Annotated in this window: 20 protein-coding genes and 1 tRNA gene; 7 read left to right on the top strand and 14 right to left on the bottom strand. The window is 51.0% G+C overall.

What is annotated here, in order from left to right; all coding sequences use genetic code 11:
- The first annotated feature begins 134 nt into the window (after positions 1–134).
- Positions 135–986, top strand: a complete 852-nt coding sequence (locus MHI43_RS23015) for an AraC family transcriptional regulator (protein ID WP_036664285.1) — start codon at positions 135–137, stop codon at positions 984–986.
- 151 nt (positions 987–1,137) lie between these two features.
- Here the strand turns inward: MHI43_RS23015 and MHI43_RS23020 are convergent, their stop codons facing one another.
- The 8 genes from MHI43_RS23020 to MHI43_RS23055 form a co-directional block, all read right to left on the bottom strand.
- Positions 1,138–2,220: a Gfo/Idh/MocA family oxidoreductase gene (locus tag MHI43_RS23020; protein ID WP_036664287.1), complete on the bottom strand. Its 1,083-nt coding sequence runs from the start codon at positions 2,218–2,220 to the stop codon at positions 1,138–1,140.
- 18 nt (positions 2,221–2,238) lie between these two features.
- Positions 2,239–3,222, bottom strand: a complete 984-nt coding sequence (locus MHI43_RS23025; RefSeq protein ID WP_015736647.1) for a Gfo/Idh/MocA family oxidoreductase — start codon at positions 3,220–3,222, stop codon at positions 2,239–2,241.
- 40 nt (positions 3,223–3,262) lie between these two features.
- On the bottom strand, positions 3,263–4,051 hold the full coding sequence (locus tag MHI43_RS23030) for a phytanoyl-CoA dioxygenase family protein (RefSeq protein ID WP_036664289.1): 789 nt from the start codon (positions 4,049–4,051) through the stop codon (positions 3,263–3,265).
- Between the two features lie 81 nt (positions 4,052–4,132).
- Positions 4,133–5,824, bottom strand: coding sequence for an extracellular solute-binding protein (locus MHI43_RS23035; RefSeq protein ID WP_235201843.1), 1,692 nt, complete (start codon positions 5,822–5,824; stop codon positions 4,133–4,135).
- Positions 5,825–5,883: 59 nt separating this feature from the next.
- Positions 5,884–6,804 carry a carbohydrate ABC transporter permease gene (locus MHI43_RS23040; RefSeq protein WP_015736650.1) on the bottom strand — a complete coding sequence of 307 codons (921 nt, stop codon included), beginning with the start codon at positions 6,802–6,804 and terminating at the stop codon, positions 5,884–5,886.
- 33 nt (positions 6,805–6,837) lie between these two features.
- A complete protein-coding gene (locus tag MHI43_RS23045; protein WP_009590053.1) occupies positions 6,838–7,788 on the bottom strand; it encodes an ABC transporter permease subunit in 951 nt (316 codons plus the stop codon).
- Positions 7,789–8,322: 534 nt separating this feature from the next.
- Positions 8,323–9,459, bottom strand: coding sequence for a GntR family transcriptional regulator (locus tag MHI43_RS23050; RefSeq protein WP_081746250.1), 1,137 nt, complete (start codon positions 9,457–9,459; stop codon positions 8,323–8,325).
- 225 nt (positions 9,460–9,684) lie between these two features.
- Entirely contained in the window at positions 9,685–12,336 is a 2,652-nt protein-coding gene (locus tag MHI43_RS23055; RefSeq protein WP_036660262.1) for an adenosylcobalamin-dependent ribonucleoside-diphosphate reductase, read from the bottom strand.
- Positions 12,337–12,747: 411 nt separating this feature from the next.
- On the opposite strand from MHI43_RS23055, the gene MHI43_RS23060 reads away from it, so the two are divergent.
- The 3 genes from MHI43_RS23060 (at position 12,748) to MHI43_RS23070 (ending at position 16,730) form a co-directional block, all read left to right on the top strand.
- Positions 12,748–14,505: an SNF2-related protein gene (locus MHI43_RS23060; RefSeq protein ID WP_036660260.1), complete on the top strand. Its 1,758-nt coding sequence runs from the start codon at positions 12,748–12,750 to the stop codon at positions 14,503–14,505.
- Between the two features lies 1 nt (position 14,506).
- Positions 14,507–15,469 carry a YqhG family protein gene (locus MHI43_RS23065; protein ID WP_015736654.1) on the top strand — a complete coding sequence of 321 codons (963 nt, stop codon included), beginning with the start codon at positions 14,507–14,509 and terminating at the stop codon, positions 15,467–15,469.
- A gap of 109 nt (positions 15,470–15,578) precedes the next feature.
- Positions 15,579–16,730 carry a hypothetical protein gene (locus MHI43_RS23070; protein WP_051425285.1) on the top strand — a complete coding sequence of 384 codons (1,152 nt, stop codon included), beginning with the start codon at positions 15,579–15,581 and terminating at the stop codon, positions 16,728–16,730.
- Positions 16,731–16,872: 142 nt separating this feature from the next.
- Here MHI43_RS23070 and MHI43_RS23075 read toward each other — a convergent pair whose 3' ends face one another.
- Positions 16,873–16,995, bottom strand: coding sequence for a hypothetical protein (locus MHI43_RS23075; RefSeq protein WP_341283169.1), 123 nt, complete (start codon positions 16,993–16,995; stop codon positions 16,873–16,875).
- A gap of 33 nt (positions 16,996–17,028) precedes the next feature.
- Positions 17,029–17,220 carry a YqzE family protein gene (locus MHI43_RS23080; protein ID WP_036660256.1) on the bottom strand — a complete coding sequence of 64 codons (192 nt, stop codon included), beginning with the start codon at positions 17,218–17,220 and terminating at the stop codon, positions 17,029–17,031.
- Between the two features lie 147 nt (positions 17,221–17,367).
- Here MHI43_RS23080 and MHI43_RS23085 point away from each other — a divergent pair, with 147 nt between their 5' ends.
- Both MHI43_RS23085 and MHI43_RS23090 read left to right on the top strand, forming a co-directional pair.
- Positions 17,368–18,171, top strand: coding sequence for an N-acetylmuramoyl-L-alanine amidase (locus MHI43_RS23085; protein ID WP_015736657.1), 804 nt, complete (start codon positions 17,368–17,370; stop codon positions 18,169–18,171).
- 204 nt (positions 18,172–18,375) lie between these two features.
- Positions 18,376–20,616 carry a methyl-accepting chemotaxis protein gene (locus tag MHI43_RS23090; protein ID WP_036660254.1) on the top strand — a complete coding sequence of 747 codons (2,241 nt, stop codon included), beginning with the start codon at positions 18,376–18,378 and terminating at the stop codon, positions 20,614–20,616.
- Positions 20,617–20,789: 173 nt separating this feature from the next.
- Here the strand turns inward: MHI43_RS23090 and MHI43_RS23095 are convergent, their stop codons facing one another.
- Together MHI43_RS23095 and MHI43_RS23100 are read right to left on the bottom strand one after the other, a co-directional pair.
- A complete protein-coding gene (locus MHI43_RS23095) occupies positions 20,790–21,671 on the bottom strand; it encodes a divergent polysaccharide deacetylase family protein (protein ID WP_015736659.1) in 882 nt (293 codons plus the stop codon).
- A gap of 326 nt (positions 21,672–21,997) precedes the next feature.
- Positions 21,998–22,081 (bottom strand) — tRNA-Leu (locus MHI43_RS23100).
- Between the two features lie 178 nt (positions 22,082–22,259).
- Between MHI43_RS23100 and MHI43_RS23105 the strand changes: the two genes are divergently transcribed.
- Positions 22,260–22,679, top strand: a complete 420-nt coding sequence (locus tag MHI43_RS23105; RefSeq protein ID WP_015736660.1) for a hypothetical protein — start codon at positions 22,260–22,262, stop codon at positions 22,677–22,679.
- Between the two features lie 83 nt (positions 22,680–22,762).
- Here MHI43_RS23105 and MHI43_RS23110 read toward each other — a convergent pair whose 3' ends face one another.
- The gene (locus tag MHI43_RS23110; protein ID WP_009594838.1) at positions 22,763–23,092 is read right to left on the bottom strand and encodes a carboxymuconolactone decarboxylase family protein; all 330 of its coding nucleotides are present in this window, start codon (positions 23,090–23,092) and stop codon (positions 22,763–22,765) included.
- A 70-nt stretch (positions 23,093–23,162) separates the two neighbouring features.
- Positions 23,163–23,381, bottom strand: coding sequence for a hypothetical protein (locus MHI43_RS23115; protein WP_015736661.1), 219 nt, complete (start codon positions 23,379–23,381; stop codon positions 23,163–23,165).
- Between the last annotated feature and the right edge of the window lie 81 nt (positions 23,382–23,462).

Genomic DNA, 23,462 nt, shown 5'->3' on the forward strand with positions numbered 1-23,462 from the left:
AGTGGCCGAAAAGCGGAATGTACGATAGTTATCAAAACATGTCATATAGTATGATAATTCACATCTCATAAATTCTTTAGTATACTTGCTTAAAACCAAGAATGTCATACGGTAGAGGAGACAGTGGAAATTCGATGTGCGCCAAGAAAATGAACATGAGTATAATCAACGAACTCTCGGAGTATATAAGTCTCCGGATGAGCTCCTATTTAGAACAGGCTCATGATCAGGGCTGGATCGAACACAAGTCGCATCCCGATTACGATCTCTGGTTCATTCAATCGGGCTCGGTTAAGATAACCATCGACGGGTTCGAACATACGGCTGTCCCGGGAGACGTGGTGTTTTTTTACCCCGATATGCCCTACATCGCCTCGACGACCGAGGATGTTTGCCGGTTCTTATACATACATTTCGATTTCGGCATCGGAGAACAACAGCGAATTTTGGGCGAGTTTCAACTCCCTGGTATTGTGGCGGGCGACCTGATCCGGGAGGAGGCGACACTGTTCACCAAAGCCTACCATCGATTGAAGCAAGGCAGCGGGACGTCGGGAAACCAGCTCTACCTAAAGGCTTCTCTTCTCGTCGTGATGGCTAAGATTCTCGAGCTTCACGGGCAAGGTGCCTACACCGGCAAATTTCTGAATGGCAGGAAGCCGAGAAAAACAGAAGGAAGCCTGGATGTCTTGCAGGACGTATTCCAATACGTGGATGCGAACTTGCAGCGTTCCATTCGGATGAACGAGCTCGCGGCGATTGCCGGCGTCTCCGAGAAGTATTTTATCTCCTATTTCAAGAAAAGCGTGGGCATCACGCCAGGGCAATACATTTCCCAAATCAAAATGAATCGAGCAAGAGATTATCTCTACGAAAAAAAATATACGATCCAACAGATCGCCGGCTTCCTCGGGTATCCCGATCCGTTCACGTTTTCGAAAGCCTTCAAGAAATATTACAACGTGCCTCCTTCGAAATTCGAGTAGCCAGACTTCTCTCTCTTTTGCCGATCATGACGCATCATAGAAAAAAATCCCCTCCAGTCAACAGTGTTGAGCCCATGATACCATGGACTCTTTTTTCACTGTCTCCATTAAGGGGATATTACAACGGAAAAGAGCTCTTTATTTCACGTCCTTATTCTTTATCAAAATAAACGGTTTTTCCTGTTTCTGCGGATATATACACGGCCTCTAATATTTGTGAAACAATCATCGCTTCCCTCGGTTTAACCAAGGGTTCGGTATCGTTCACGATACTATGAATCCATTGTTTGGCTTCATACTCGAAATCGGTCAACTCTTCTCCCCTGAATTGTTCTCGCGCATTCGGATTCACCTCGATTTTATTCAGGAACAAGCTCCCGTCCCGCTCGCCATTGATCCGCAGTTCATTTTTAGCAAAATCCGCTCCTCCCTTCGTTCCGCACAGCAGGTTGCCGCCACCTTCCGCAATGTTAAGGGCCCAGCTGGTTTCAATGATGACCGTCGCTCCATTTTTAAATTTCACATACCCGAAGGCCGAATCTTCTACCTCGAATTCATTTGGATCCCAGGCCCCCCATTCGTTCGCGGCATTTTCGGTATACTTCAGTTTATGGAAGACACTGCCGACGACGCTCTCCGGCTCATAGTTATCCATCAACCATAGGATCAGATCCAGGGAGTGGGTTCCAATATCGATCATGGGACCGCCACCCTGCTTCTCTTTATCCAGAAACACGCCCCATGTCGGAACGCCTCTTCTTCGGGTAGCGACCGCTTTTGCAAAATAGATATCTCCAAGTTCCCCATCGGCAATCATCTTTTTTAACAGCTGGCTTTTGGCGTTGGAACGATTCTGGTACCCGACGGTAAGCTTCTTGCCTGTTCGCAAGTGGGCTTCGTACATCGCTTTGGCCTCCGCACCTGTGACCGCCATTGGTTTTTCGCACATGACATGTTTGCCGCTTTCGAGCGCATTAATGGAAATCGTCGCGTGCGAGCTGTTCGGTGTTAGCACATGCACGACCTCAATCTCTTCCATGGCAAGCAGATCGTTGTAATTCGTAAACACCTTTGCGTCTGGCGTGCCGTATTTTTTCGCGGCTTCCTCTGCTCTTTCCGGCTTCAAGTCGCAGAAGGCCACCATCTGTACGTTGTCTAACTTGGATAAACACGGCATATGTTTCCCGTTCGCAATCATTCCGCAACCGATGATCCCTACTTTTACGGTTCTCATGGAATTCCCTCCCTCGCGTTATTTGAACTCTACCGTTCGGTTTTCCTTATGAGCGATGTATGCCGCTTCCAATAGCTCCGTCAATTTCGTTCCCTCTTCCAAACCGAAGGGCATCGGCTTGTCATGAATTAAGGCATCCGCCCATTGGATGATCGGAAGCGGCTGCTCTTTAGGGAGTTGAGTGGGTGAGATCCATCCGGAGAAGGGGGAATCGAGCTTCTTCGAGATGACTCTAACGGTATCATCCGAGATCATCAAGGTGCCCTCCGTACCGTAAATCTCAAGTGCAGAAGGGGTTCTGTACGTCACAAGGCTTGTTTCGACCAATGCGACCGCATTGTTGACGAACTCAATGGAGCACTGCGCATTATCTTCCACTGCACGATGGGTGAAATAATGAAACATGGAGGTGATTCGTTTAGGCTGACCCAATATCCAGCTGGCTAAGTACATCGGATGACATCCCAAATCCATCATCGCTCCGCCGCCGGTTTGCTTCTCATCGTACCAGTATTCCGGGAGCCAATTGTTCAATGCGCCGTCGTGGCCGTTCCGAATGCGCAAAAGCGTCACGTCCCCCAATACATGGTCATCGATCAGCTGCTTCGCGAACAATTGGTGAGGCCTTGTGCGAGCCGGAAATGAAATGCAGAACTTGACGCCTGCTTTGCGTACCGCTGCAGAAATTCGATTACATTCTTCTACGGTAAGAGCCATGGCTTTCTCGGTAAAGATGTGTTTGCCAGCCTCAGCGGCAGCTACCATGACGTCAGCGTGCATGCTTGTAGGGGCATCCACCACGACGCCATCGATGTCTTCCCGCTCTAGCAGCGTATCCAAATCCGCTTCAAAATCCGTTCCCAATTGGGCAGCCCATTCGCTTCCCCGTTCAGGCTGTTCGTCCCATACTGCCGTGAGTTTGACGTTACCGTGAGATAGCAACCTTCTTGCATAATCATCTGCATGCACATGCCACTTACTTAACATCGCAACGTTCAACATGCGTTTCCCCTCCGTCATCGTTTATATTTTTTACAAGATTTTAGTTTTCTTCAAAGGGAGGTGGCGTATAACTTGCTCCAAATGGCGCATCAGGCCTTGAAAAATCCCCCATTAAAGCTCTTCGCACAGGCGTAGTTCTTTGCATAAAGTTGACATCGTTATGAAAACGGTCCGAGGGCTTTACCCACGGAGGGCTATAGATGTAATGCATGGTATAGCGGTCGTAATCCCAATTATGTTCGTGCGCCCGATGCCACACGGCGTTGTGAAACACCAGGACTGATCCTGCAGATGCACATATCACATGGCTGATCGGCGTACCCGAATTTGCTGTCCGAATCGAATCCGGTAGTGGAACGAGACTGCGGTGGCTGCCTGGAATGAGCTCCATATTCCCCATGCCGGGTTCTTCCTGATCGGTCAATAAAAATGATGCACGGAGCTGAATAAGGGGGACTGGGTACCCCAGATTCTTAAAATCGAAAGCGCTGGATCCGTCTTGATGCCAGCCTCCCATCCTCCCCCTTGCCGGCTGCATCGTATTCCACCCGGACTGCATAATGAATCGATCGCCAAGTAAGCCCCTTATCTTCGGTAAAACCGATGGATGATCCATTAAGTTTTCAAGAGCGTGTTCAGACTCATACCCTCTGCCGACTTGACCCCAACCGACTGTACCTGCCGCTTCATGAAGTCGAATGGATGCCTGCAGGCATTCTTTGACCTCCTCTTTTGACAGCACATTCGGAATGACAAAATAACCCCACGATTCGAACATAAACTTATCGAGTTCAGTGAATGCGCCTGCTGAAACGACCGGGTTTAACATGAGTTGTCCCCTCTCTTGCGACTGACCTAATATTCATGAAATATTCGGGATGGCAGTAACACCATCCCGCAAACCTCTTCACTAGAACCCGACATCATCACGTTCTGCAGCTTTTTGAGCCACGAACTCCGCCATTTCTTCCACGCCGGCCGCTCTGAATTTTTCTTGAACGCTATGAAGCATATTGAGAGCTTCTTCATCTGACCCTGCAAAAAACGCTTTCTTAAATTCCTCATCGAAATTCAAACTGCTGGTTTTATCGATATATTCCTGATATTTAGGCCACTCTCTTGCAAGGTAGCTGGCGCTTACCTTGTCTATGATTTTGATCGGCAATCTTGCCGAGAAGCTCTCCTCCAGCTTTTGCCACTCCGTTTTTTGATCTTCGGGCGTAGGCCAAGTGACTTCATTGGAGAATGCCCCGATGAACCTGCCTGGAAGATAATTGAGCCCTGCGTCTCTCTTCAGATCCGGGTTTTCATCGAATTGTTTTTTCACATCCGGAATCCATTGAGGTATCCCGTTCTCCATGTTGTAGTGCGTTCCTTCGATCCCGAAATACGCAAGCAATCGGCCTTCTTCGCTGTTGACATAATCAATGTACCGCAATGCCGCATCGGGATCTTTGATGTTAGCGCTTAAGAAAAGGGCAGGGAATCCGGAACGGCCGGGTTTTTCCACTTGCGTTCGAATCTCTCCGCTCTTATTCTTCATCGGTCCGAGTAGTTCATATTGCATTTCCGGATTCGTTTTATACAGCGTTTTTTGTAAATCCGCTAACATAGGCTGGGCTCCGAATACGGCAAGCTTGCCCGTCGTCAGCTTTTCATTCGCTGTTGTACTCGTATTGTTGAAGGCTTCAAGATCAAACAAACCTTCCGTTAATAACTTTCTCATGTATAACAATCTAGCTTCATGATCCTTGGACTGCGTCCAGTGAATCAGTTTTCCATCTACTTCACGGTAGTCCGAAATCGTGTAATCCGTCCACCCGGCAAGGAATTGGCCGTAATCCCATCCGTTCCACATGGTTCCGGCAGGGATGACCGGCTTCCCGCCAATATCCTTGAAACCGCCATCTCGGATCTTGATCAATAGATCAACTAGTTCTTCTTGCGTATCAATATCCTCCGCTTTTACATTTAAAGCTTTCAGGATATCTCCCCTGGCAAAAAGGCCGTAATTCCAATTATGAATGCTCTCAGGGGTACCGTCCGGGGTCTCCGTAGGAATGAGATACGTCTTGCCTTCAAATTCGGGACTATTGAGATCGAACTCGGCAAAATCCTTCGCGATCCCGGTAGTCACAAGTCTTTTAATATTCGGGTATTTATCGAGATAAGGGGTTAAATCCAGAAGCTGCCCTTCCATGGCCGCCTTCTTGATGACTTGTCCTTCTCCTCCTGTCGTAGACCAGAAAGGTGCGTTAACGATATCCGGAACCGTACCGGAAGCAAAAATGGTGTTTAGCTTTTCTACTTCGCTTGTTGTGATGGATTCCAGTTTCAATGTGACCCCGGTTTTTTCTCTAATTTGTTGGGCTACGGGATTATTCTCCTGGTCCTGCGGGAAACCGGCTCCGCCACCGTTCCAAGCACTGAGGAAAGACAAGGTCACCGGTTTTATTTCTTCAGTACCTTGCTCCTTCGGACCTGTGTCAACCGTACCTGCATCCTCCCCTCCGCCTTTTCCCGTACATGCCGTCATGGTTGCTAGAAGCAGTAAAGCGATTAGTGTCATGCCAAGAACACTCCTGCGCTTGTTCTTCCTCATCCTACAATCCCCTTCCATTGGAAGTTTTTTTATATAAAAGGCATAGCCTTTTATACCGACTACTCCTTAAGAGAACCTACCAGTACGCCTTTCACAAAATATTTCTGAAGAAACGGATACACACAGATGATCGGCGTCGTTATAATGATGACGAACGTCATCCGCAAGGCTTCCGGCGTTACGCCTCGCAGTTCCATCTGCGTCTCGGTCATGTTTTGTATGGCGGATCCGCTATTTCCCGACGACGACGTCATCGACTGGAAAGACGCTTCGCTGATCATCTTGTTCAGGAACGTAGCGGCAGGCTGCAGCTTTTCATTCTGTATGAAAAACTGACCGGTAAACCAGTCATTCCACACGCCCACCCCGACAAACAAAGCAATGGTAGCAAGCACCGGCATCGATAGAGGCAGAATGATTCTGGCAAATACCGACAACTCGCTTGCGCCGTCGATTCGGGCGGATTCCGACAGACCTTCAGGGATCCCGTCGAAGAAGGTTTTCATGATAATCGCATTGAAAAAGTTATATAGGGACGGCAGCACCAGCACCCAAAACGTATCCAGGATGTGGATTTGCCTGAACAGGATGAACGTCGGAATCAGTCCGCCGCTGAACAACGTGGTAAAGAAAAAGAAGAATACGATGTATTTTCTTCCCGGCAAACCTTTCCGCGAAAGGGCGTAGGCTAATAAGGCCGTCAAAAACACGGAGGCAACCGTAACCACAAGGGTTCGGGTAATGGAAATATAGAAGGAATTTAGGATCAAAGTGTTGCTAAAAGCTTTTGCATAGTTTTCTAATGTAAACACTCTGGGGAAAAAATAGATTCCCCCCTTCATCGCATCGTAGCCGTCATTGAAAGACAGGGCTAGAAAATAGATAAATGGATATAGCGCCGTAGCGCAGAATAAAAGCAGCGCCGCATAGTTAAGCGTCATATACATTTTGTCTGCCGGCGACAGCCTACTTGCACCCATAACACACACCTCCTCATCTTCAGTGCTAGCTGATTACCATAACGATACGTTACTCACGCGTCTGGATATATTATTGACAGCAACAATGAGCAGCAGCGAGATCGCAGATTTGAATAAACCGATGGCCGTGGAATATGCTAATTGCCCCTGTTGGAGGCCTGTTTTTAAGACATAAGTGTCCAAGATCTCCGAGACGCTTAAGGTTGCCGGGGACTGCATCAGCCAGATTTGGTCAAAACCCGCGTTCAGTATTCCGCTGAGTGAGAAAATAAGCAATATGGCGATCGTTGGCGTAAGACATGGAAGCGTGATCTTGAATAGTTTGCTCCACCTTCCAGCCCCGTCGATTTCCGCAGCTTCATACAAGTGTGGATCGATATTCGTTAACGCGGCTAAATAAATGATCGAACCCCAGCCTACGCCTTTCCAGATGTCGGATATGAGGACCAATGGATAGAATAATTCCGGCTTTCCCATAAAAAAGATGGGATCCAAACCCATTTGGTACCGGATGTCATTGATAAGCCCTACGTTCGGAGACAGGATTTTTTGAAGCAAGGTAACGACAACGACCCACGAAACGAAGTGCGGCAGATAGGAAATCGTTTGAAACACTCTTTTAATTTTTTTGTGCATGACGGCATTGAGCATTAAGGCTAGGATCAAGGGAGCTGGAAATCCAAAAATAAGTTTAAGGGCACTAATGGATAACGTATTTCGGAGCACATCGTAAAAACTGGAATCGTTTAAAAACTGCTCGAAATATTTAAATCCTGCCCACGGACTCCCCAATATCCCCAAATTGAATTTGTAATCTTTGAATGCGATGATAATGCCGTACATCGGATAGTAAGCAAACACCAGGAACCAGATGATCGCAGGAAGCAAAAATAAATATATATGCCTGAAATACCATATTCTAGTTAATTTCTTATTCTTTTTTAATTGCTCAAATCCAGGGATAAGAGCACCCTTTGGTACCATTCTCCGAACACCTCCTACATCTTCGTCGTATGGGATTTTATAGATGGCTTTTCGTTTCGACGGGTTATAGCGACTCTCTCCCCCTCCTTCACTGCAAGCGGTTTCAATTTTATAGTTTAAATATATTCAATATGATGTAGGAAACATTCCACAATTTCTTCATTTGGGTAAAAAGTAACCTTAGGGTATAGATAAACAGGGGAAGAGCCCTTTTCCCTTCCTTCTTTTGAGGCGTTCTTATTCCTAGGCAAGGTTACATTATATTCAATATATCCTTATAAAAAAGGGTCTGATCAAAAGTATGATATTGAGATGTAGCGACCTGCGAATGGATGGAAGAGCTTCTGTTGGATTTCTTTATTGATTTGATTTTGGGAAACTATTATGGGGAGGGGGGGGGCATTTCATGAGAGGAAGTTATGGTTGACCTAGTAAAAGAGTCCGCGCAGCCATCGCTTCCATTGTCAGGCTCGAATAGAAAGCGCATCGGACTCGTTATTAGGTTGCATATATAGGAAGAAGCAGATGTTGGTATCATGAAGTGGATGAAAGGTTTTTTCCCGTCGTCTCGCCAATGACCAATTCCGGCTCCACTAGGGTTTTAACGAATTTTCCGTGTTGCCCGTCTTCACTGTTAATCACCTCAAGCAGCGTGTAAGCTGCACGGTAGCCCATGTCTCGTTCAAACTGTTTAACGTGCGTGAACGTGCTATATCCTTCGATGATGGAAGTCGGATCGTCAAAACTGATAATGGAAATGTCCTCAGGCACCTTCAATCCGGCTTGACGCGCAATCTGATAGATTTTTACTCCAAGAATTCCATTAAGCGTAATATAAGCCGTTGCCATTCGATTTTTGATATAGCGGTACAATGGATGGGTTTGCTCAAGGCTTCCGATTTCAAAACCGGTTACGATATGGGCAGGGTTAATGAGTGCCCCCTTTTCCTTGAAGGCATTCATATATCCATCGATCCGTTCTTGAACGGTTACGGTTTGTATGGGCGAATCGGAGCAGATGGCGATATCACGATGCCCCAGCTCCCACAGGTAATTGACCGCCATGTTAGCGCCAAGCCTGCCGTCCGATGCGATATAATGCGTTTCCACCCCGGGAAGGTAACGGTCGATGAGAACAAACGGAAACCCCGCAAATTTCATGCTTAATATTTCCTCGTTGAATAATTCCTCGTCCACCGGGAAAATCAATAACCCTTCCACTCCGATGTTACTGCATGTCTGGATCGCCTCTTTTTCCTTATCAATATCGCCCTCTGATAAATAGATAACGCAGCGGTAATCGTTCTCATTCAGTGCTTGCTGAATACCTTGTATAAGCCGAATCGTAAAATAATCATAAATGCTGGGCATAATGAGCCCTATCAACCGCGTCCCCATTTCTCCGCTAGTCTTATGGACAGGTTTTGCGGTACTTATAGGAGGAGTGGCCGGCATTTGAGATTCGGGCTCGCTTACAAAAGTCCCCTTTCCGGGCACCCTGGTTATGATTTTTTCGTTAACCAAGCCGGCCAGGGCATTAACGACCGTAATCTTGCTTACTCCAAAACGCTCCATGAGTTCCTTTTCCGTAGGTATACGGTCTCCAACCTTCAGGACCTGCGACGATATCAAGTCGCGTATATACTCTTGAACCCTTTGATACAATGGCATTCTTTCCGTAGAGCTCAATTGAATCACCACATTTCATTCAATATGTTTAATATATACGTTACGAATGGTGCAAGCGTTTTATTCCATACTCTAATTATGGAAACAGCGGCAGCCATGGACGAGAAAATAAAGTCCTGACTGCCGCTGTTTTTTTATTGATCTATCATATTCGTTAGCTTACGCGGGAAAATCAAATTTCGGAGGGAGCTCTTCCCTACGACTTCCTTAAGAGCACTTACTATACCCGCAGTTCCCGCACGTCTTGCATCCCTCGATGTTAATCAAGGACGCCCCGCCGCAGGACGGGCACAAATCCAGCGACATGCTGCCGCCTGCGTGCGCGCCATGTCCGCCGTGGCCCGCAGCTGCCGTTGCCCCGCCTTCGCCTGCATCGGCAGGCGCCATCGTGGCTGCGACCGGTGCCGGATCATGGTCATGATCCGCCTCGGCGTTGTTGGCCACGTGCGTCTCGAGCGCCTTCGCCACGGCGTCGGCGATGGACTCGACGCGGTTCGCGCCGAAGCCGATCGCGCCGGTGCCGCCGATGCCCTTGAGGTGCTTGATCAGCAGCTCCACCTTGTTGCCGTGGTCCCCGTAACGGAGGAACAGGGAGCATACGCGGCCCAGGGCTTCCGCCATCGCGAACACATCCGATCCGGCTTTGCCGACGTTCAGGAAGATTTCGCTTGGAATGCCGTCCAGATCATTGATTGTGATGTAGGCCATGCCGAACGGCGTGTTCATTTTATAGGTTGCGCCGCGCAGCACTTGCGGACGCTTCTTGTATTGTTTATCCAGTCCGCTCTTGCTCGGCGAGGCTGTCACGGCCACGCTTGCAGCAGCCGGCTCCACGCTCGCCGTTTCCTCAGCGGCTTGGCCTGCCGCGCTTTGCTCCAGCGCCGCTTCCGCGGTAGAAGCTGTTGTCGCTTCGGCGGCTTTGTCTTCTTTTTTCTCCGTCTGCAAGACCTGCACGTCGCGGCTGCCGTCGCGGTAGATTGTAACGCCTTTGCATCCCAGATCGAATGCCAGCTCATACAGGCGTTTCGTATCTTCAACCGTGAAGTCGGACGGACAGTTCGCCGTCTTCGAGATGGAGCTGTCCACCCAGCGCTGAATCGCCGCCTGCACGCGGATGTGATCCTCGGCGGAGAGACTCATCGCGGTGACGTAATAGTCCGGAAGCTCTTCGCCCGGATGGCTGTCCAGCCAATCCTGAGCAATCGGCACGAACTGCTCGTCGAAGCCGAGACGGCTTTGACGGAAGTATTTGAAGGCAAAGTACGGCTCGATGCCCGTCGAAGTTCCAACCATCGTACCCGTGCTTCCCGTCGGCGCTTGGGTAATGACGGTAACGTTGCGGGCGCCTTTTTTGCGGACCGCTTCGGCAACTTCCGGATACACCTCGGCCATATTTTTCATGAAGCCGCTTTGCAGATACAGTTCGGCATCGAATGCCTGGAACGAGCCCTTCTCCTCGGCAATATCCGCGGATGCAAGATACGCTTCGCGCGCGATGAAGCCATACAGCTTATCCAGGAACTCCAGCGATTCCGGGCTGCCGTAACGGATGTTCAGCTTGATCATCAGCTCGGCCAGACCCATCGTTCCGAGGCCTACGCGGCGCTCTTTTTTCTGGTTCAATTCGTTTTCTTCGAAATGGTAAGGCGTCCGGTCGATGACATTATCCAGGAAACGCACGGAGTAACGCGTCGTCGTAGCCAGCTCATCCCATGCGACGTCATGATTCGCTTCATCGTAGAACTTCGACAGGTTCATCGCGGACAGGTTGCATACGCCCCAGCCCGGAAGTCCCTGCTCGCCGCAAGGGTTGGTACAGATGATCGGGTTGAAATACCAGCTGTTGGACATCTGGTTGTAGTATTCCATGAAGACCACGCCCGGCTCTGCCGATTTCCATGCGGATTCGATAATGGTGTGCCATACCTCGCGTGCTTTAACCGTTTTATATGGAATGATGCTGCGTCCGGCTTTCTTCCATTTATCCAAATCGCCGTCCCACAGCTCATCGTAATCGGGATCGGTGGTATCCGGGAACACGAGCTCCCAGTCCAGATCTTCCTTCACGGCTTTCATGAAATCGTTGCTGACGCATACCGACAGGTTCGCGTTCGTGACTTGTCCCATCGTCTGCTTCACCGTAATGAAATCCTCCACGTCCGGGTGCCAATCGTTCATCATCAGCATGAGCGCGCCGCGGCGGCTTCCGCCCTGCTCGATCAGGCCTGTCGTATAACTGAACAATCCGCCCCACGATACCGCACCGCTGGAGGATCCGTTCACGCCTCTCACGATCGCGCGCCGAGGACGAAGGGAAGACAAGTTGATGCCGACACCGCCGCCGCGCGCCATGATCTCGGTCATCTCGCTCAGGGTTTCCATGATGCCGCCCCGGCTGTCCTTCGGGGAAGGAATGACGTAACAGTTGAACAGCGTCAATTCATCGCTTGCACCCGCTCCGGCAGCAATCCGTCCGCCCGGGACCAGCTTCCAATCATCCAGAATCTCGCGGAATTTCCCGCGCCACTCTTCCTGCAGTTCCGGCGTTGCCTCAACCGATGACATGGCGGCCGCGAGTCGATCCCACATTTCTTCCGGCGTTTTCTCGATGGTTAACGTCAGCTTCTCCACATCCGACTCCACAAGCTCGCCCTTCCGTGTCTTCACGGTGACCTTGCGGCCTTCGCGTTTCACGATTTCGCCAACTTCCTTGGTCGGAAATTTAGGATCATCCTTTGTCAGCACGAGCACCACGTCGCCGACCTTGGCGTTGTTGGTGTCCGCATCCTTCCAGGCATACCGGTCCAAAAAGATCTTCTCGCTTAAACCTTCCAGCCGCTGATTCTGCATCGTACTCAAGTGCAACTACCTCCTATATAAGATATAAAATTTAAAAGATTCCCAAGTATGTGCTCACCAACAACATAACCTGTTATGTAGCCGGTCAAACATCCAAAACCACTATACACACCACATATAGTGCTATTTATTCATTATACTACACTATATATAGGTTAACTATGCCGATAATGTGAAAATTAAGCCGACAGTTCCAAGCTCCCGCGCGCAAGCTTCCGCTTTCTTCCTCTCGCTCTCTTTTTCGCTGATCCCTATGAAAAAAAGGATGAAAATATCCAATTCCAGCAGCCGTGCGCTCTATAAGGTATTCCGCGGCTGCCGAATCCGTGCAAGGTTATGAAGACTTCTTTTTTCGTCCATACTACATATACACCGCTGGCCCGGAATCTTTCATCACAGGAGGAGATCGACATGAACCAACAGCCATCTGCCGACTCAGGCATGATTTTCGACCCGCGCCTTCCCGTTCCATTGCAGATCGACCGTTCTTGGTTTGACGATCTCTCTGGCCGACTGGACAAAGGAGGCCCTTGGGGTGACTATCGTCTGGCCCAGCTTGCCGTTGAGGGCGAGAAATCGCGCCTCGTTACAAGCTTTGAAGAACTGCAGTGCCTCAAGCACCTTGGCGGTTTATCCCCGCTCCCCCATCAGACCGATACCGCAAGACGCGTTTTGTTCGAGATGTCGGGCAGAGCCATTTTGGCGGATGAGGTGGGACTTGGCAAGACGATTGAAGCCGGTCTTATTTTAAAAGAATACATCGTGCGCGGACTGGTATCCAAAGTGCTGATTCTCGTACCTGCTTCCCTGGTTCTGCAATGGGTCCGCGAGCTGAACTCCAAGTTCGGCATTCCCGCGGTCGCGCAGAAAAAAGCATATTCCTGGGGCAATGACATCGTTGTCGCCTCCATGGACACGGCCAAGCGCGATCCGCATCAGGAGATTCTGCTGAACCAGGAATACGACATGCTCATCATCGATGAAGCGCACAAGCTCAAGAACAAGAAAACATCCAATTATCAATTCATCCAAAAGCTGCGCAAAAAATACTGTCTCCTGCTCACCGCCACGCCGGTGCAGAACGACCTCAGCGAGCTCTTCAATCTCATCACGCTGCTGAAACCGGGCCAGCTTGGCGGCCAGGGACAGTTTGCCGCTAATTTTGTCGTGGATAAACGAAGACCGAAGAACCAGGACCAGCTCAAGGATGAGCTGTCCAAGGTCATGATCCGAAACCGTCGGGGCGAAGGCGAAGTGAAGTTCACGAAGCGGTCCGTCCGCAACGTGGGACTCAGCCTTTCGCCTGAAGAACAGTCATTATACGACGGCGTTACGTCCTTCGTCAAAGATCAGTATCAGGCAGCTGGGGGAAATTTAAGCAGTATGCTGTCGCTCGTCACCCTGCAGCGGGAAGTATGCAGCAGCCGGGATGCCGTCTTCGTGACCCTTGTTAATCTGTCCAAGAAGCTGCCGGAGGACTCTCCGCTGCGCGATAAAATTTGGGAGCTCGTCTATCTCATCAAGGCCATCAAAGCAAACACCAAGGCGGAAAAAGCCATCGAGCTCATTCAGCAAATGAACGAGAAGGTCATCGTGTTCACGGAATATCGGGCCACGCAGGAATACTTGCTCAATTATTTCCGCGATCACGGGCTGGTCTCCGTCCCGTACCGGGGCGGCATGAACCGCGGCAAGAAGGACTGGATGATGGACCTTTTCCGCGGCAAGGCGCAGGTCATGATCGCGACGGAAGCCGGCGGCGAAGGCATCAACCTGCAATTCTGCCACCATATGATCAACTTTGATCTGCCCTGGAATCCGATGCGGGTCGAGCAGCGGATCGGACGCGTGCACCGTCTAGGCCAGACCAATGACGTGAAGATCTACAACCTGTCGACTTCGGGAACCATCGAGGAGCATATCCTGAACCTGCTGCACGAGAAGATCAACATGTTCGAGATGGTCATCGGCGGGCTTGACGTTATCCTGGAGCGCTTCGAGAAGAAGGAAACGATCGAGAAGAGCCTGTACAAAATCATGCTGGAGTCCGGCAATGATGATGAAATCCGCCAGCGCATCAGCACATTGGGCGACTCCATTCACCATATCAAGCAGGACGTCGAGCTGGAAAGCGCGGCCGAAGAAACTCTCAGAGAGGAAGAAGCCTAATATGACCATGACGCCGCAGGAGGTGCAGCAGCACTTCATGGCCTATTTGGAAGCCACCGAATGCACCGTCATCGAAAAATCGCCCGAGCATGTCACCGTGAAACTGTCGCCGCAGGCAGACAAAATGCTCACCAACCGCCCCTATTACTGGGGGTTCGTGGAACGTACCGGGGCTCCCGCCGAAACGCTGTCGTTCAACTTCGTGTTTGATCCGGAAAAATACGACGAACGGCTCGCCAAGGCGGAAGAAGCCAAAGCCAAAACCCAGCTTAACGCACCTGCACAGGATCCGCTGCTGGCGCGCTATTACGGGAACGCCCCGGTACTGCCGATCTTGGGGCCAGGCCGGATTCAGCGGGAGAATATCGGCTACGGCAGCAGCCGGCTGGCCCAGATTTGGAATGCCTCCCGCGAAGAGGGCAAATGCGTGTATCTGTTCCAGCAGCGGGATGCAGAACCGCGTCCCCGGGGCCGTTCCACGCCTTATGAGCAGTGGCTGGGCGTCTGCTTCAAGGTGGAGTTCAGCTGCGATCTGAAGCGGGAGGAATTGTTTTTTCTCGGAATCTCGCTGTCCAGCCGCGCGATTACCGAAGACTTCCCCGCCATTCTGCATGGGCGCGAATTGACTCCACGCCTGCCCGAGAGCGTTCACGTCAGACCGGCGGCTCTCACCCTTGAGCAGGCCGTAGCTGCCCTGGAGAATCATCTGATCAACAAACTGAGCAAGCTGGATTACGATTGGGCGGCGAAAGCTAAGGAACGCCTCGAAGACGAGCTGGTGGTCATCGACGGCTACTACGAGGATTTGCTCAAAGAGCAGGACGAAGAGAAAAAGGCGCAAATCGAGGAGCAGTACAAGAACCGCCGGTCGGAAATGCAGTGGCAGTACGAGCCGAAAGTGAGCCTGTCCGCCATAACCTGCGGTCTGTTTCATCTGTGTTCGCCCGTGGGCGCGTCTTCATGACGCCTCTCTACAAAAGCAGGCAAAAAAAGAACCATTCTCCCTTCCCCTGCCGCGACAGCTTGCAACAGCCTTTGCAGAGCTTGTCCGATATGATGATTCCATCACATCCATGGCGCGTAAGGGCCAAGGAAAGGCGGTTAGCGATTTGAAGCTGTGGAACATGGAACCCCATTACCAGGATGACAAGGACAACAAGCGCAAACCTAAATCAATCGACAACAAACGCTTTATCCAATATCGAAGGTGGTCTGCCTCCGTCATCGTAACGGCACTCCTGTGGTTCAGCACGACCCACCCGCAGGCAGGCATGGCTGCGGCTCGTGAAGCAGACACCCCCAATCCTGCGAGCGCCGTCAGTGCGGCAGACGCTCTGCTTGCTGTCCAGTCTGCATCCAGCCTCGCCTACAGCAGCGCCCGGGCTCAAGTACCGGAAAGTTTGGTAGACTTTACAGAACAGACCGTGGATCAACTATCGGTGCATGCGCCATTTACTGCCTGGGACGGAGCAGAGCTGGAATTCACCCCACTTGGTCCGGGCACGCACGGCTGGCTGGTCACGATTTCCGATCAGGGACTGCCTCAGGGCTACATGATTATCAGCGCAGGAGAAGACGGTGGATATATCTTGAGCGAATACGGGATCGGCTCCACCCTTCCCTTCAGTCAAGCACCGCTGAATGAACGGCTTGCGGCCGAGGGATTTCTGAAGGCCGGCGGATCTTTGCCGAAGGGAAGCAGCGTGCGCAAGCTGTATGACGTATCCCCTGTCTGGCAGGTTCAGCTTCCCGGCAAGAAGCCGGTTTATATCAGTGCACTGAATAGCGAAGTCCTTCCGGCTGAACTCAAGCAGACAACGACGGCGGTCAAGCCGGTATCGGCTTCGATGCCGGCGGCAAGCAAAGGATTGGTAACTTCATCCACTCGCTGGATTGCCGGTGCGCCAACCATTGCAGCCGGCGATTCCCGGGATCCTTACGATAATTTGCTATGGCTGGCCTCAAGCAATCTGACGGCCCGAAGCAGTGCCGATCTGCGTAAATTGCTGCAGGAGCACTCCAGCCTGATATTCAAGTCCAAAAATAGCAACGCCGCTTTCGGAGCCCCTTTTACCTTAAACGGGTGGCACCGCTGGTCGACAGGGATTCAGAAGCATTCGGCAGCGCTCTATGTGTCGGTTCCATTGCGGAACACAGATACCTTCCGCTTTCTGCCGGCATCTCGCTTGATCGGACAAGGCCAGTTCTATGCTCAACCCAAATGACGCGAAAGTACAAGTAAGCGGGCTAACAAGTCCGTCATTCATGCGAACCAACCACAAGCCCTCATGCCTTCAGCATCCCAGACGGACAAAAGGACGCGGCCCTTATCAGGGCCCGCGTCCTTCATCGTTTCACCTGTTTTTTTCAGTGCGTACTTCCGTACTTCCAAGCGTCGACTGCCAGCCAATACAATGCAAAAACATGCCCCAAGTCTGGCATCTGGCTGCACAGGATGCCGTGCGCACGCTGTACAATAGCTGACTTCATTAAGGAACATACAGCAAATGAACAGCAGCAGCTTTACTTTTGCCTTTTTTTGCGCTTGGAGGATACGTCGTCTTTCCACAGCGACATGGAGAACGGAATCATGCCAAACCACCTTGTGGTCCAGGATTCCTTCACCTTCGCCCTGCGCCGAACTTCCTTAGGCGTATCTATATAGTTAACCACGCGTTCGGTAATATATTTGATCAATTCATCTCCGCTTGCCATACGAATCAACTCCTTATGGTTTATCCACTTCCCAGTATCAGTGTGCTCCATTCCGACCGATTCTAGACTCCTGTTTAACGGCATGATTTTTCTGCCTAATGCACATTCTAATAAAGCCGAAATTTTACGTGAAAGAAGGAATCCATCATGATTAAGTCAGCAGGAGTATGTTTGCTTCTCTTGACGCTGGTACTCCCCGGTTCTGTCACGGAAGCAAGCCCAGTAAAGAAGCAGGCCCTGAAGCTTCCAGCACATGCCGTTCATCCGAAAGTGATGCCGGCAGCCCAGCTTATGTCCGAAACGCCGGAATCAACCCATTCCTCAGGACGGGAAATCGACCAATCACATCTTAAACACCTCCACCCATTTGCACATGATGTCGTGCTGATCGATGTGGGCCATGGCGGAATCGACGGCGGAACGTCGCATGGAGACATTCTCGAAAAAGATATCAATCTGGCCATTTCACGCAGACTGTTCATGCTGCTACGCAAGGAAGGCTATCATGCCGTGCTGAATCGCGACGCCGATTACGCGCTAAGCGACGATAACCGCTGGCATCGAAGCTCCTCCAGGCATCGCCGCGATCTGTCGCAGCGCAAGCAGCTCAGCAGCGAAATCCCGACCAAGCTGGTAGTCAGCGTCCACGTGAACTGGGGGAAAAATGCGTCCAAGCGCGGAGGCATCGTACTGCATCAATCCGAGGGCCGAAGCACCTTGCTCGCGGAAACCATTCAGGAACAGTTGAATCTGGTATATCGCAGCAACAATGGCATCATGGTAGGCAAGCCTTATTATCTGCTCAATCAAACCCAAGTACCTGCCGTCATCGTAGAAACCGGCTTCCTCAGCAATATGGAGGACCGGAAATTGTTGACTAGCCGTAACGGCCAAATGATGATTGCCGAAGCCATTGCTGACGGGATTATCAGTTATTTAACAGCTCTTTAAATTGGAGCTGTTTTTTGTTGGGCGTCTAGACTACAGAATCCAACTCCCAGGCCTTTAAACCCATATTTATGTCATAAAAACTGACATCAATATGAAAAAAGCATCATTTTTTTCGAAATATTTACTAGATTTTTCCGGAAATTATGATAGTATATCTAACATAAATAAAGATAGATGAATCGAATGGGAATTGGGGGAGATCGTATGTTTGACTGGCTTGGGTATCGCCAAGGACTTCCGCTTTGGATTTCATGGCGTCTGAATCGTAATTTGAAGGAAGACATCGAGGACATATTCGAAGGCATTGCCGAGACGCGCAAGGAGCTGCTGTTCTCCTGGAGCCATGAATATTGGGGACATCTGGACCGATTGAAGGAGCAGCTGAACAAGGACAAGACCCATGGTTCAACAGTCGGCAGCGAGCATCCTCATCCCTTCTCTACAAGGGCCCCATTGAAGCAGGAGCAGCTCTTCTCCGCTTTGTACTCGCGCGCTGCCGATTTCACGGAATTATTCTTGCTGAACCCTTCGGGTGAGGTCACGTACTCTACATACGCTCCGCACGTTGGAACCAGCTACAGCAAGAGCAGTCCATTGGGCCACGCAATCATTCATCTCGCCGGCTCGGATACCGGCAAATTGCTCTTCGGGCCGTATGCGGATCCCGTCACGTTCACTATCGGTCCCCGCTCCTCTGCTTTTCACGACAAAATGACGCTGCTGTTCATGAATGCCATTTACGTCGACGATACGTTCGCCGGCATTCTGTGCGGCCGCGTTCCAAACGACGTGATCGGGGATTTGATTCAGCGGGAATCCGGCCACGTCTATCCCGATTCCGGCGACAACTATATATTCATGGCCAAGCCCGAGATGAATCGCCATATTGCTCCGGGCACGGCCCTTTCCAGAAGCCGGTTTGAAGACCGGACCTTCACACACGGGGAGAACCTGAAGGACGGCGTAACGACTGACTGGGGGACCGTGTCGGTTCAGGAACATACGGAGCTCGAGCTGATGTTCACCGACCCGGCAACGGGTCAGCTTCATCCAGGCGTAGCCAACACCATCGCGAACGGAAGCAATCTGTTCGTGGACTTCCCCGGATATTCCGATTACCGCCACATTCCGGTGATCGGCAAAGGTGTGACGTTCCGCCTGCCCCATTGTCCGGATGTTTGGGGGATGATGTGCGAAGGGGATCTCGAAGAGGTTTACCGTATTCGCGGCATTCGCTTCAGACATGCCAAGCTCCATGGCTTGTCTACCCTTATCTCGAGCCTCCTGACGGCTGGCATTGTTTTTATTACGGCTGTTTATTTATCTCCGGCATTTGCAGCCATGGCGGGAGGGTTAGCCTGCTTGGTCACCGGCCTTCTCACCTCTTCCCTGGTCGGCCATAAAGAAATTGGACGAATCGCGGATCGTCTACGCAGCCTCAACCGCTTCATCCGCATGAATGCCGAAGGCAGCGGAGATCTGACGCAGCGGCTGGACCCCCGCCAATTCGATCAGGATGAAACGCGCGAATTAGCCAAATGGATCAACAATATGATCGATTCGCTGGAAAGCATCATGATGCAGGTGAAGTTGACGGCAGGCGATGTTTCTTCCAGCCAACAGGTAATGAACGACACTACCGCCGTCACCGTTACTTCCGCACAGCGTGTCAGCAGCAACATTAGCGAGATGATCCGCAGCATGCGCAGCCAGCTGCAGGATATCGATGCCGTGAAGGACAGCGCGGAACGGATGCGGGAGACGCTCCGCCAGCTGGAACGGCAAGCAAATGAGCAGATTGATGTGGCCAAGAATGAAGTCGTCCGGATCGGAGACAAGATGTCTCATATTTCTGCGAAAGTCGAGGAAACCAATCAGACCATCCGCACGTTCATGGGAACCGTTCAGGAAGTTACAGGCGTGCTGCACGCGATCGAACAAATATCCTCCCAAACCCATTTGCTGGCCCTGAATGCTTCCATTGAAGCGGCACGGGTCGGAGAACACGGACAAGGTTTTGCCGTCGTTGCAACCGAAATCCGCAAGCTGTCCGAACTGACCAGACAGTCCACGGAAGAGGTCCACCGGATTATCGGCCATATCTATCAGGACGCCCAGCACGCCGTTCTATCGATGAAGGAAGGGACCCGGGTCGTGGAAGAAGGAAACCTGCTGGTTTCTGCGGCTTCCGAGCTGCTTGCCGCCGCAGCCGAAGACGATCTGCGCAAGCACCAGGCCGTAGATGAAGTGGTTCAGCTGATGGAGAAAATCGCTTCGGTCAGCAAGGAGAACCGAAAGATTTCCAAGGATGTGGAGAGCAAAGTGCAGGAGCTGTCGCAGGAAATCGAAAGCGTAAGGTACACCTCAGGCAATGTCGAAGCCATAGCGAAATCGATGCAGCAGCTGGTAGGTCAATTCAAACTCACCGATGCCCGCATCCGATAATATAGCGCAACATATAATCAGCCTTCCAAGCATGAAACTCGGAATCACCGGGACTCTTGCGCGGAAGGCCGTTCGTTTTATATTAAATACCCGGTCTCGGCTGATCTTAACGTTTGGACCCTCCACCGGTCTCGTCACTCGATTCCGGACCTGTTTCTGTGCTCCAGGAAGATCTAATACGAGCGCAGCGGATCAGGCCGCCAGCTTGAGTGCTCCCTGACGAGATCGCTGATCCCGACGAACTCCACCTTTTTTTGCAGTTCCGGGATCGTGCCTTTCAGCGCCTTTGCCGTCCGGATTCCATATACGCCAACATGGCCGATTGCAATGCAGGAAGTTCTTTCTTCCGCATGCTGCGCCGCGGTCTGCAGCTGCTTGCTCACATGCTGAACGGTATGAACGTCATCCAGAAAGATATCGTTGGAGATGGACGGCATTCCCTTCTTCGCTGCCAGTTTGCCGACCACGCTGTAGTAATTCGTTTTGCTGTCGACGAAAAACAGCCCTCTCTCCCTACAAACGTCGAGCACGATGGACATGACCCGTTCATCCCCGGTAACCTTGGAGCCCATGTGATTATTAATCCCAACGGCATAAGGAACCGAATCGATTGCCTCCTCCATGCGTTTACGAATTTCCTCATCGGTGAGCGAACTTAAGATAGCACCTGGTCCGAGCCAGGAAGACCGGCCCTGCTTAGGCTCCATGGGCATATGAATAATGACGTCATGCCCTTGCTGGTGCGCGGCCTCGGCATCTTTCTTGCTCGTCGGCAAAAACGGCATCACGGCCACCGTGATTTTGACAGGCAGATTGAGCATTTCCTCGGTCCCTTTCTGATCATTGCCAAAATCATCGATAATGACAGCCAGCTTATTCGGCTTCTTTTCCTGGACGGATCTGCTGTGATCGGATTCTTCGTGCACGTTTCGAGTATCATGGTTGAACGAATCAGGAGCATTAACCACCCCCGCCCCGTACCCGATCTGTGCTCCGTTCGAGATCCCCCATACCAAACACAGCAAGATAATCGATTTTCTATATCTTTTCCGCATTGTTACGCCCCTTTCCACTCATCATCATGATAGCCTTACCTAACCGTATTGTTTGAGAAAAGCTATTCAAATATGTAATTAGAGGCATAAATGTTAATCAGGAATCCTCCGCTTCCGCAATCACCTGCAGCGCATTTCCGACGGATTGCAGAACATTGCCGGCCACCGTAAGATCGTTGGCTCTCCTATTCGTTGCGTGCCGCGGAGGTCAGCGGTAATTTCGGCCTGTGCCGCATTGGCTATCGATTGCATCGCACAGTCCCAGAGAATTCCAAAACAAAAAAGCTCGTAAACTGCAAGAACAGTTTACGAGCTTTCTCATTAGATGCGGTCGAGAGGACTCGAACCTCCACGGGGGTAAGCCCACACGGACCTGAACCGTGCGCGTCTGCCAATTCCGCCACGACCGCATGTATGTTGTCCACCTTCGAGCCAAGCTCTTATCAGCGGCGACAAGGTATATAATATCACGCTAAATAAATCGAGTCAACACTTTTTTTGAGCTTGATTAAAAACCTTGTTTTCGGTTAAAATAAGAACATAAGTTCTCATTCAATATCCATTTTCTATATAAAGGCGGTGATGTTGATGGCCATACAGGCTGTTACAACGGAAGAACGGGCGTTGATCAAGAGTTACCTGCTGCTGATGTTCATTCATAAGGTGTTTGAACGGGATTGCCGGATCATTCAGGAGAGCGGGGTATTCAAAACCCCTCAATTGTACGTAGAGGTTGTGGGAAACGGCGCCAAACGTGCTGCCGTGCTTCTTCGAGAGGTGAAGCAGGAATTCACCAAGCGGGCGATCAAGGTATATGACATCGGGCAAAGCAAGGACGGGATTCAGGCACGATATGCTTGCCGGGGGTACATTGGGTCGATGAACATTCTATGGCCATCCTTCCGTGAGGAGATGATGGATCGCATGCGAGCGTATCTCGGACTGGTTCCGCCTCAGAGCGATTCCTCCGAGCAAGCCCATCCTCCTGCCGCTGCTTTCGCGCGCTAACATCGCCGTTCCTTAAACGAAAGAATAACCGCCTCCCCGGCTGTACAAGCGCTTCGGGAGAGACGGTTATTTTTTATCACAGATCAATGAAGGTTATGCTGCACGCGGGTCAGTCCCTGCGAGAGAGCATGTCCCGCGCTGGCGGCAGACGCCACGGCTACGGCCTCCATGATCTGAGCATCCGAGGCTCCCTTGGCACGGGCTTCCTCCATATGGTAGAAGGTACACAGCTCATTGTTGGCAAACAATCCGATCCCAAGCGCGATCAGCTGCTTCGTTCTCGCATCCAGCTCGCCATCCTGAAAGCAAACGCCGGTGAACTGATGATACGCTTCTGCCATGTCCGGCATGCTCTGCTTCAAATTCTGAATTTCATTCTTGTATGCCGAGACCTTGTCATTGGACATTTCCATAACCAAAAGCACCTCTTCCCGAAAAAATAGTTTTCGAGGTTAAGTTGTCCGACGAATTCGAGTTCTATGCTTATTCTTCGACCGGGCTGACTCTTGGCTCTTTTTTGAGCTGGTAGCTGTAGCGCCGATCCAGTTTAACGACCCGCCGGTTTCTGCGGCGGATGATAACCTGCTCCGGGTCCCAGGCTACGACGAACCCTATGATATCATTGGTCTCCAGCCCATCCCGCACAACCCGGACCAGTTCGCCGGAGATCCGCAGCTCATCGAGTCTTTCATCGCTGATCATCGCCATGCCTCCTTCATCACTTACTGTGCAAAAAAAGACCTAAATGAGATCATTTAGGTCCTTTGAATGCGTTGCGATATC

Source organism: Paenibacillus sp. FSL H8-0457, from assembly GCF_038051935.1.
Lineage (GTDB): Bacteria > Bacillota > Bacilli > Paenibacillales > Paenibacillaceae > Paenibacillus_AQ > Paenibacillus_AQ lautus_A.

Bases quoted from the DNA above. Each gene is read 5' to 3' on its own strand.
- MHI43_RS23020 (WP_036664287.1), bottom strand. From the start codon at position 2,220: ATGAGAACCGTAAAAGTAGGGATCATCGGTTGCGGAATGATTGCGAAC.
- MHI43_RS23050 (WP_081746250.1), bottom strand. From the start codon at position 9,459: ATGCCATTGTATCAAAGGGTTCAAGAGTATATACGCGACTTGATATCG.
- MHI43_RS23075 (WP_341283169.1), bottom strand. From the start codon at position 16,995: ATGAAGTCAGCTATTGTACAGCGTGCGCACGGCATCCTGTGCAGCCAG.
- MHI43_RS23110 (WP_009594838.1), bottom strand. From the start codon at position 23,092: ATGGAAATGTCCAATGACAAGGTCTCGGCATACAAGAATGAAATTCAG.
- MHI43_RS23060 (WP_036660260.1), top strand. From the start codon at position 12,748: ATGAACCAACAGCCATCTGCCGACTCAGGCATGATTTTCGACCCGCGC.
- MHI43_RS23070 (WP_051425285.1), top strand. From the start codon at position 15,579: ATGGCGCGTAAGGGCCAAGGAAAGGCGGTTAGCGATTTGAAGCTGTGG.
- MHI43_RS23015 (WP_036664285.1), top strand. From the start codon at position 135: ATGTGCGCCAAGAAAATGAACATGAGTATAATCAACGAACTCTCGGAG.
- MHI43_RS23025 (WP_015736647.1), bottom strand. From the start codon at position 3,222: ATGTTGAACGTTGCGATGTTAAGTAAGTGGCATGTGCATGCAGATGAT.
- MHI43_RS23090 (WP_036660254.1), top strand. From the start codon at position 18,376: ATGTTTGACTGGCTTGGGTATCGCCAAGGACTTCCGCTTTGGATTTCA.
- MHI43_RS23035 (WP_235201843.1), bottom strand. From the start codon at position 5,824: ATGAGGAAGAACAAGCGCAGGAGTGTTCTTGGCATGACACTAATCGCT.
- MHI43_RS23115 (WP_015736661.1), bottom strand. From the start codon at position 23,381: ATGATCAGCGATGAAAGACTCGATGAGCTGCGGATCTCCGGCGAACTG.
- MHI43_RS23065 (WP_015736654.1), top strand. From the start codon at position 14,507: ATGACCATGACGCCGCAGGAGGTGCAGCAGCACTTCATGGCCTATTTG.
- MHI43_RS23095 (WP_015736659.1), bottom strand. From the start codon at position 21,671: ATGCGGAAAAGATATAGAAAATCGATTATCTTGCTGTGTTTGGTATGG.
- MHI43_RS23105 (WP_015736660.1), top strand. From the start codon at position 22,260: ATGGCCATACAGGCTGTTACAACGGAAGAACGGGCGTTGATCAAGAGT.
- MHI43_RS23030 (WP_036664289.1), bottom strand. From the start codon at position 4,051: ATGTTAAACCCGGTCGTTTCAGCAGGCGCATTCACTGAACTCGATAAG.
- MHI43_RS23085 (WP_015736657.1), top strand. From the start codon at position 17,368: ATGATTAAGTCAGCAGGAGTATGTTTGCTTCTCTTGACGCTGGTACTC.
- MHI43_RS23040 (WP_015736650.1), bottom strand. From the start codon at position 6,804: ATGGGTGCAAGTAGGCTGTCGCCGGCAGACAAAATGTATATGACGCTT.
- MHI43_RS23080 (WP_036660256.1), bottom strand. From the start codon at position 17,220: ATGGCAAGCGGAGATGAATTGATCAAATATATTACCGAACGCGTGGTT.
- MHI43_RS23045 (WP_009590053.1), bottom strand. From the start codon at position 7,788: ATGGTACCAAAGGGTGCTCTTATCCCTGGATTTGAGCAATTAAAAAAG.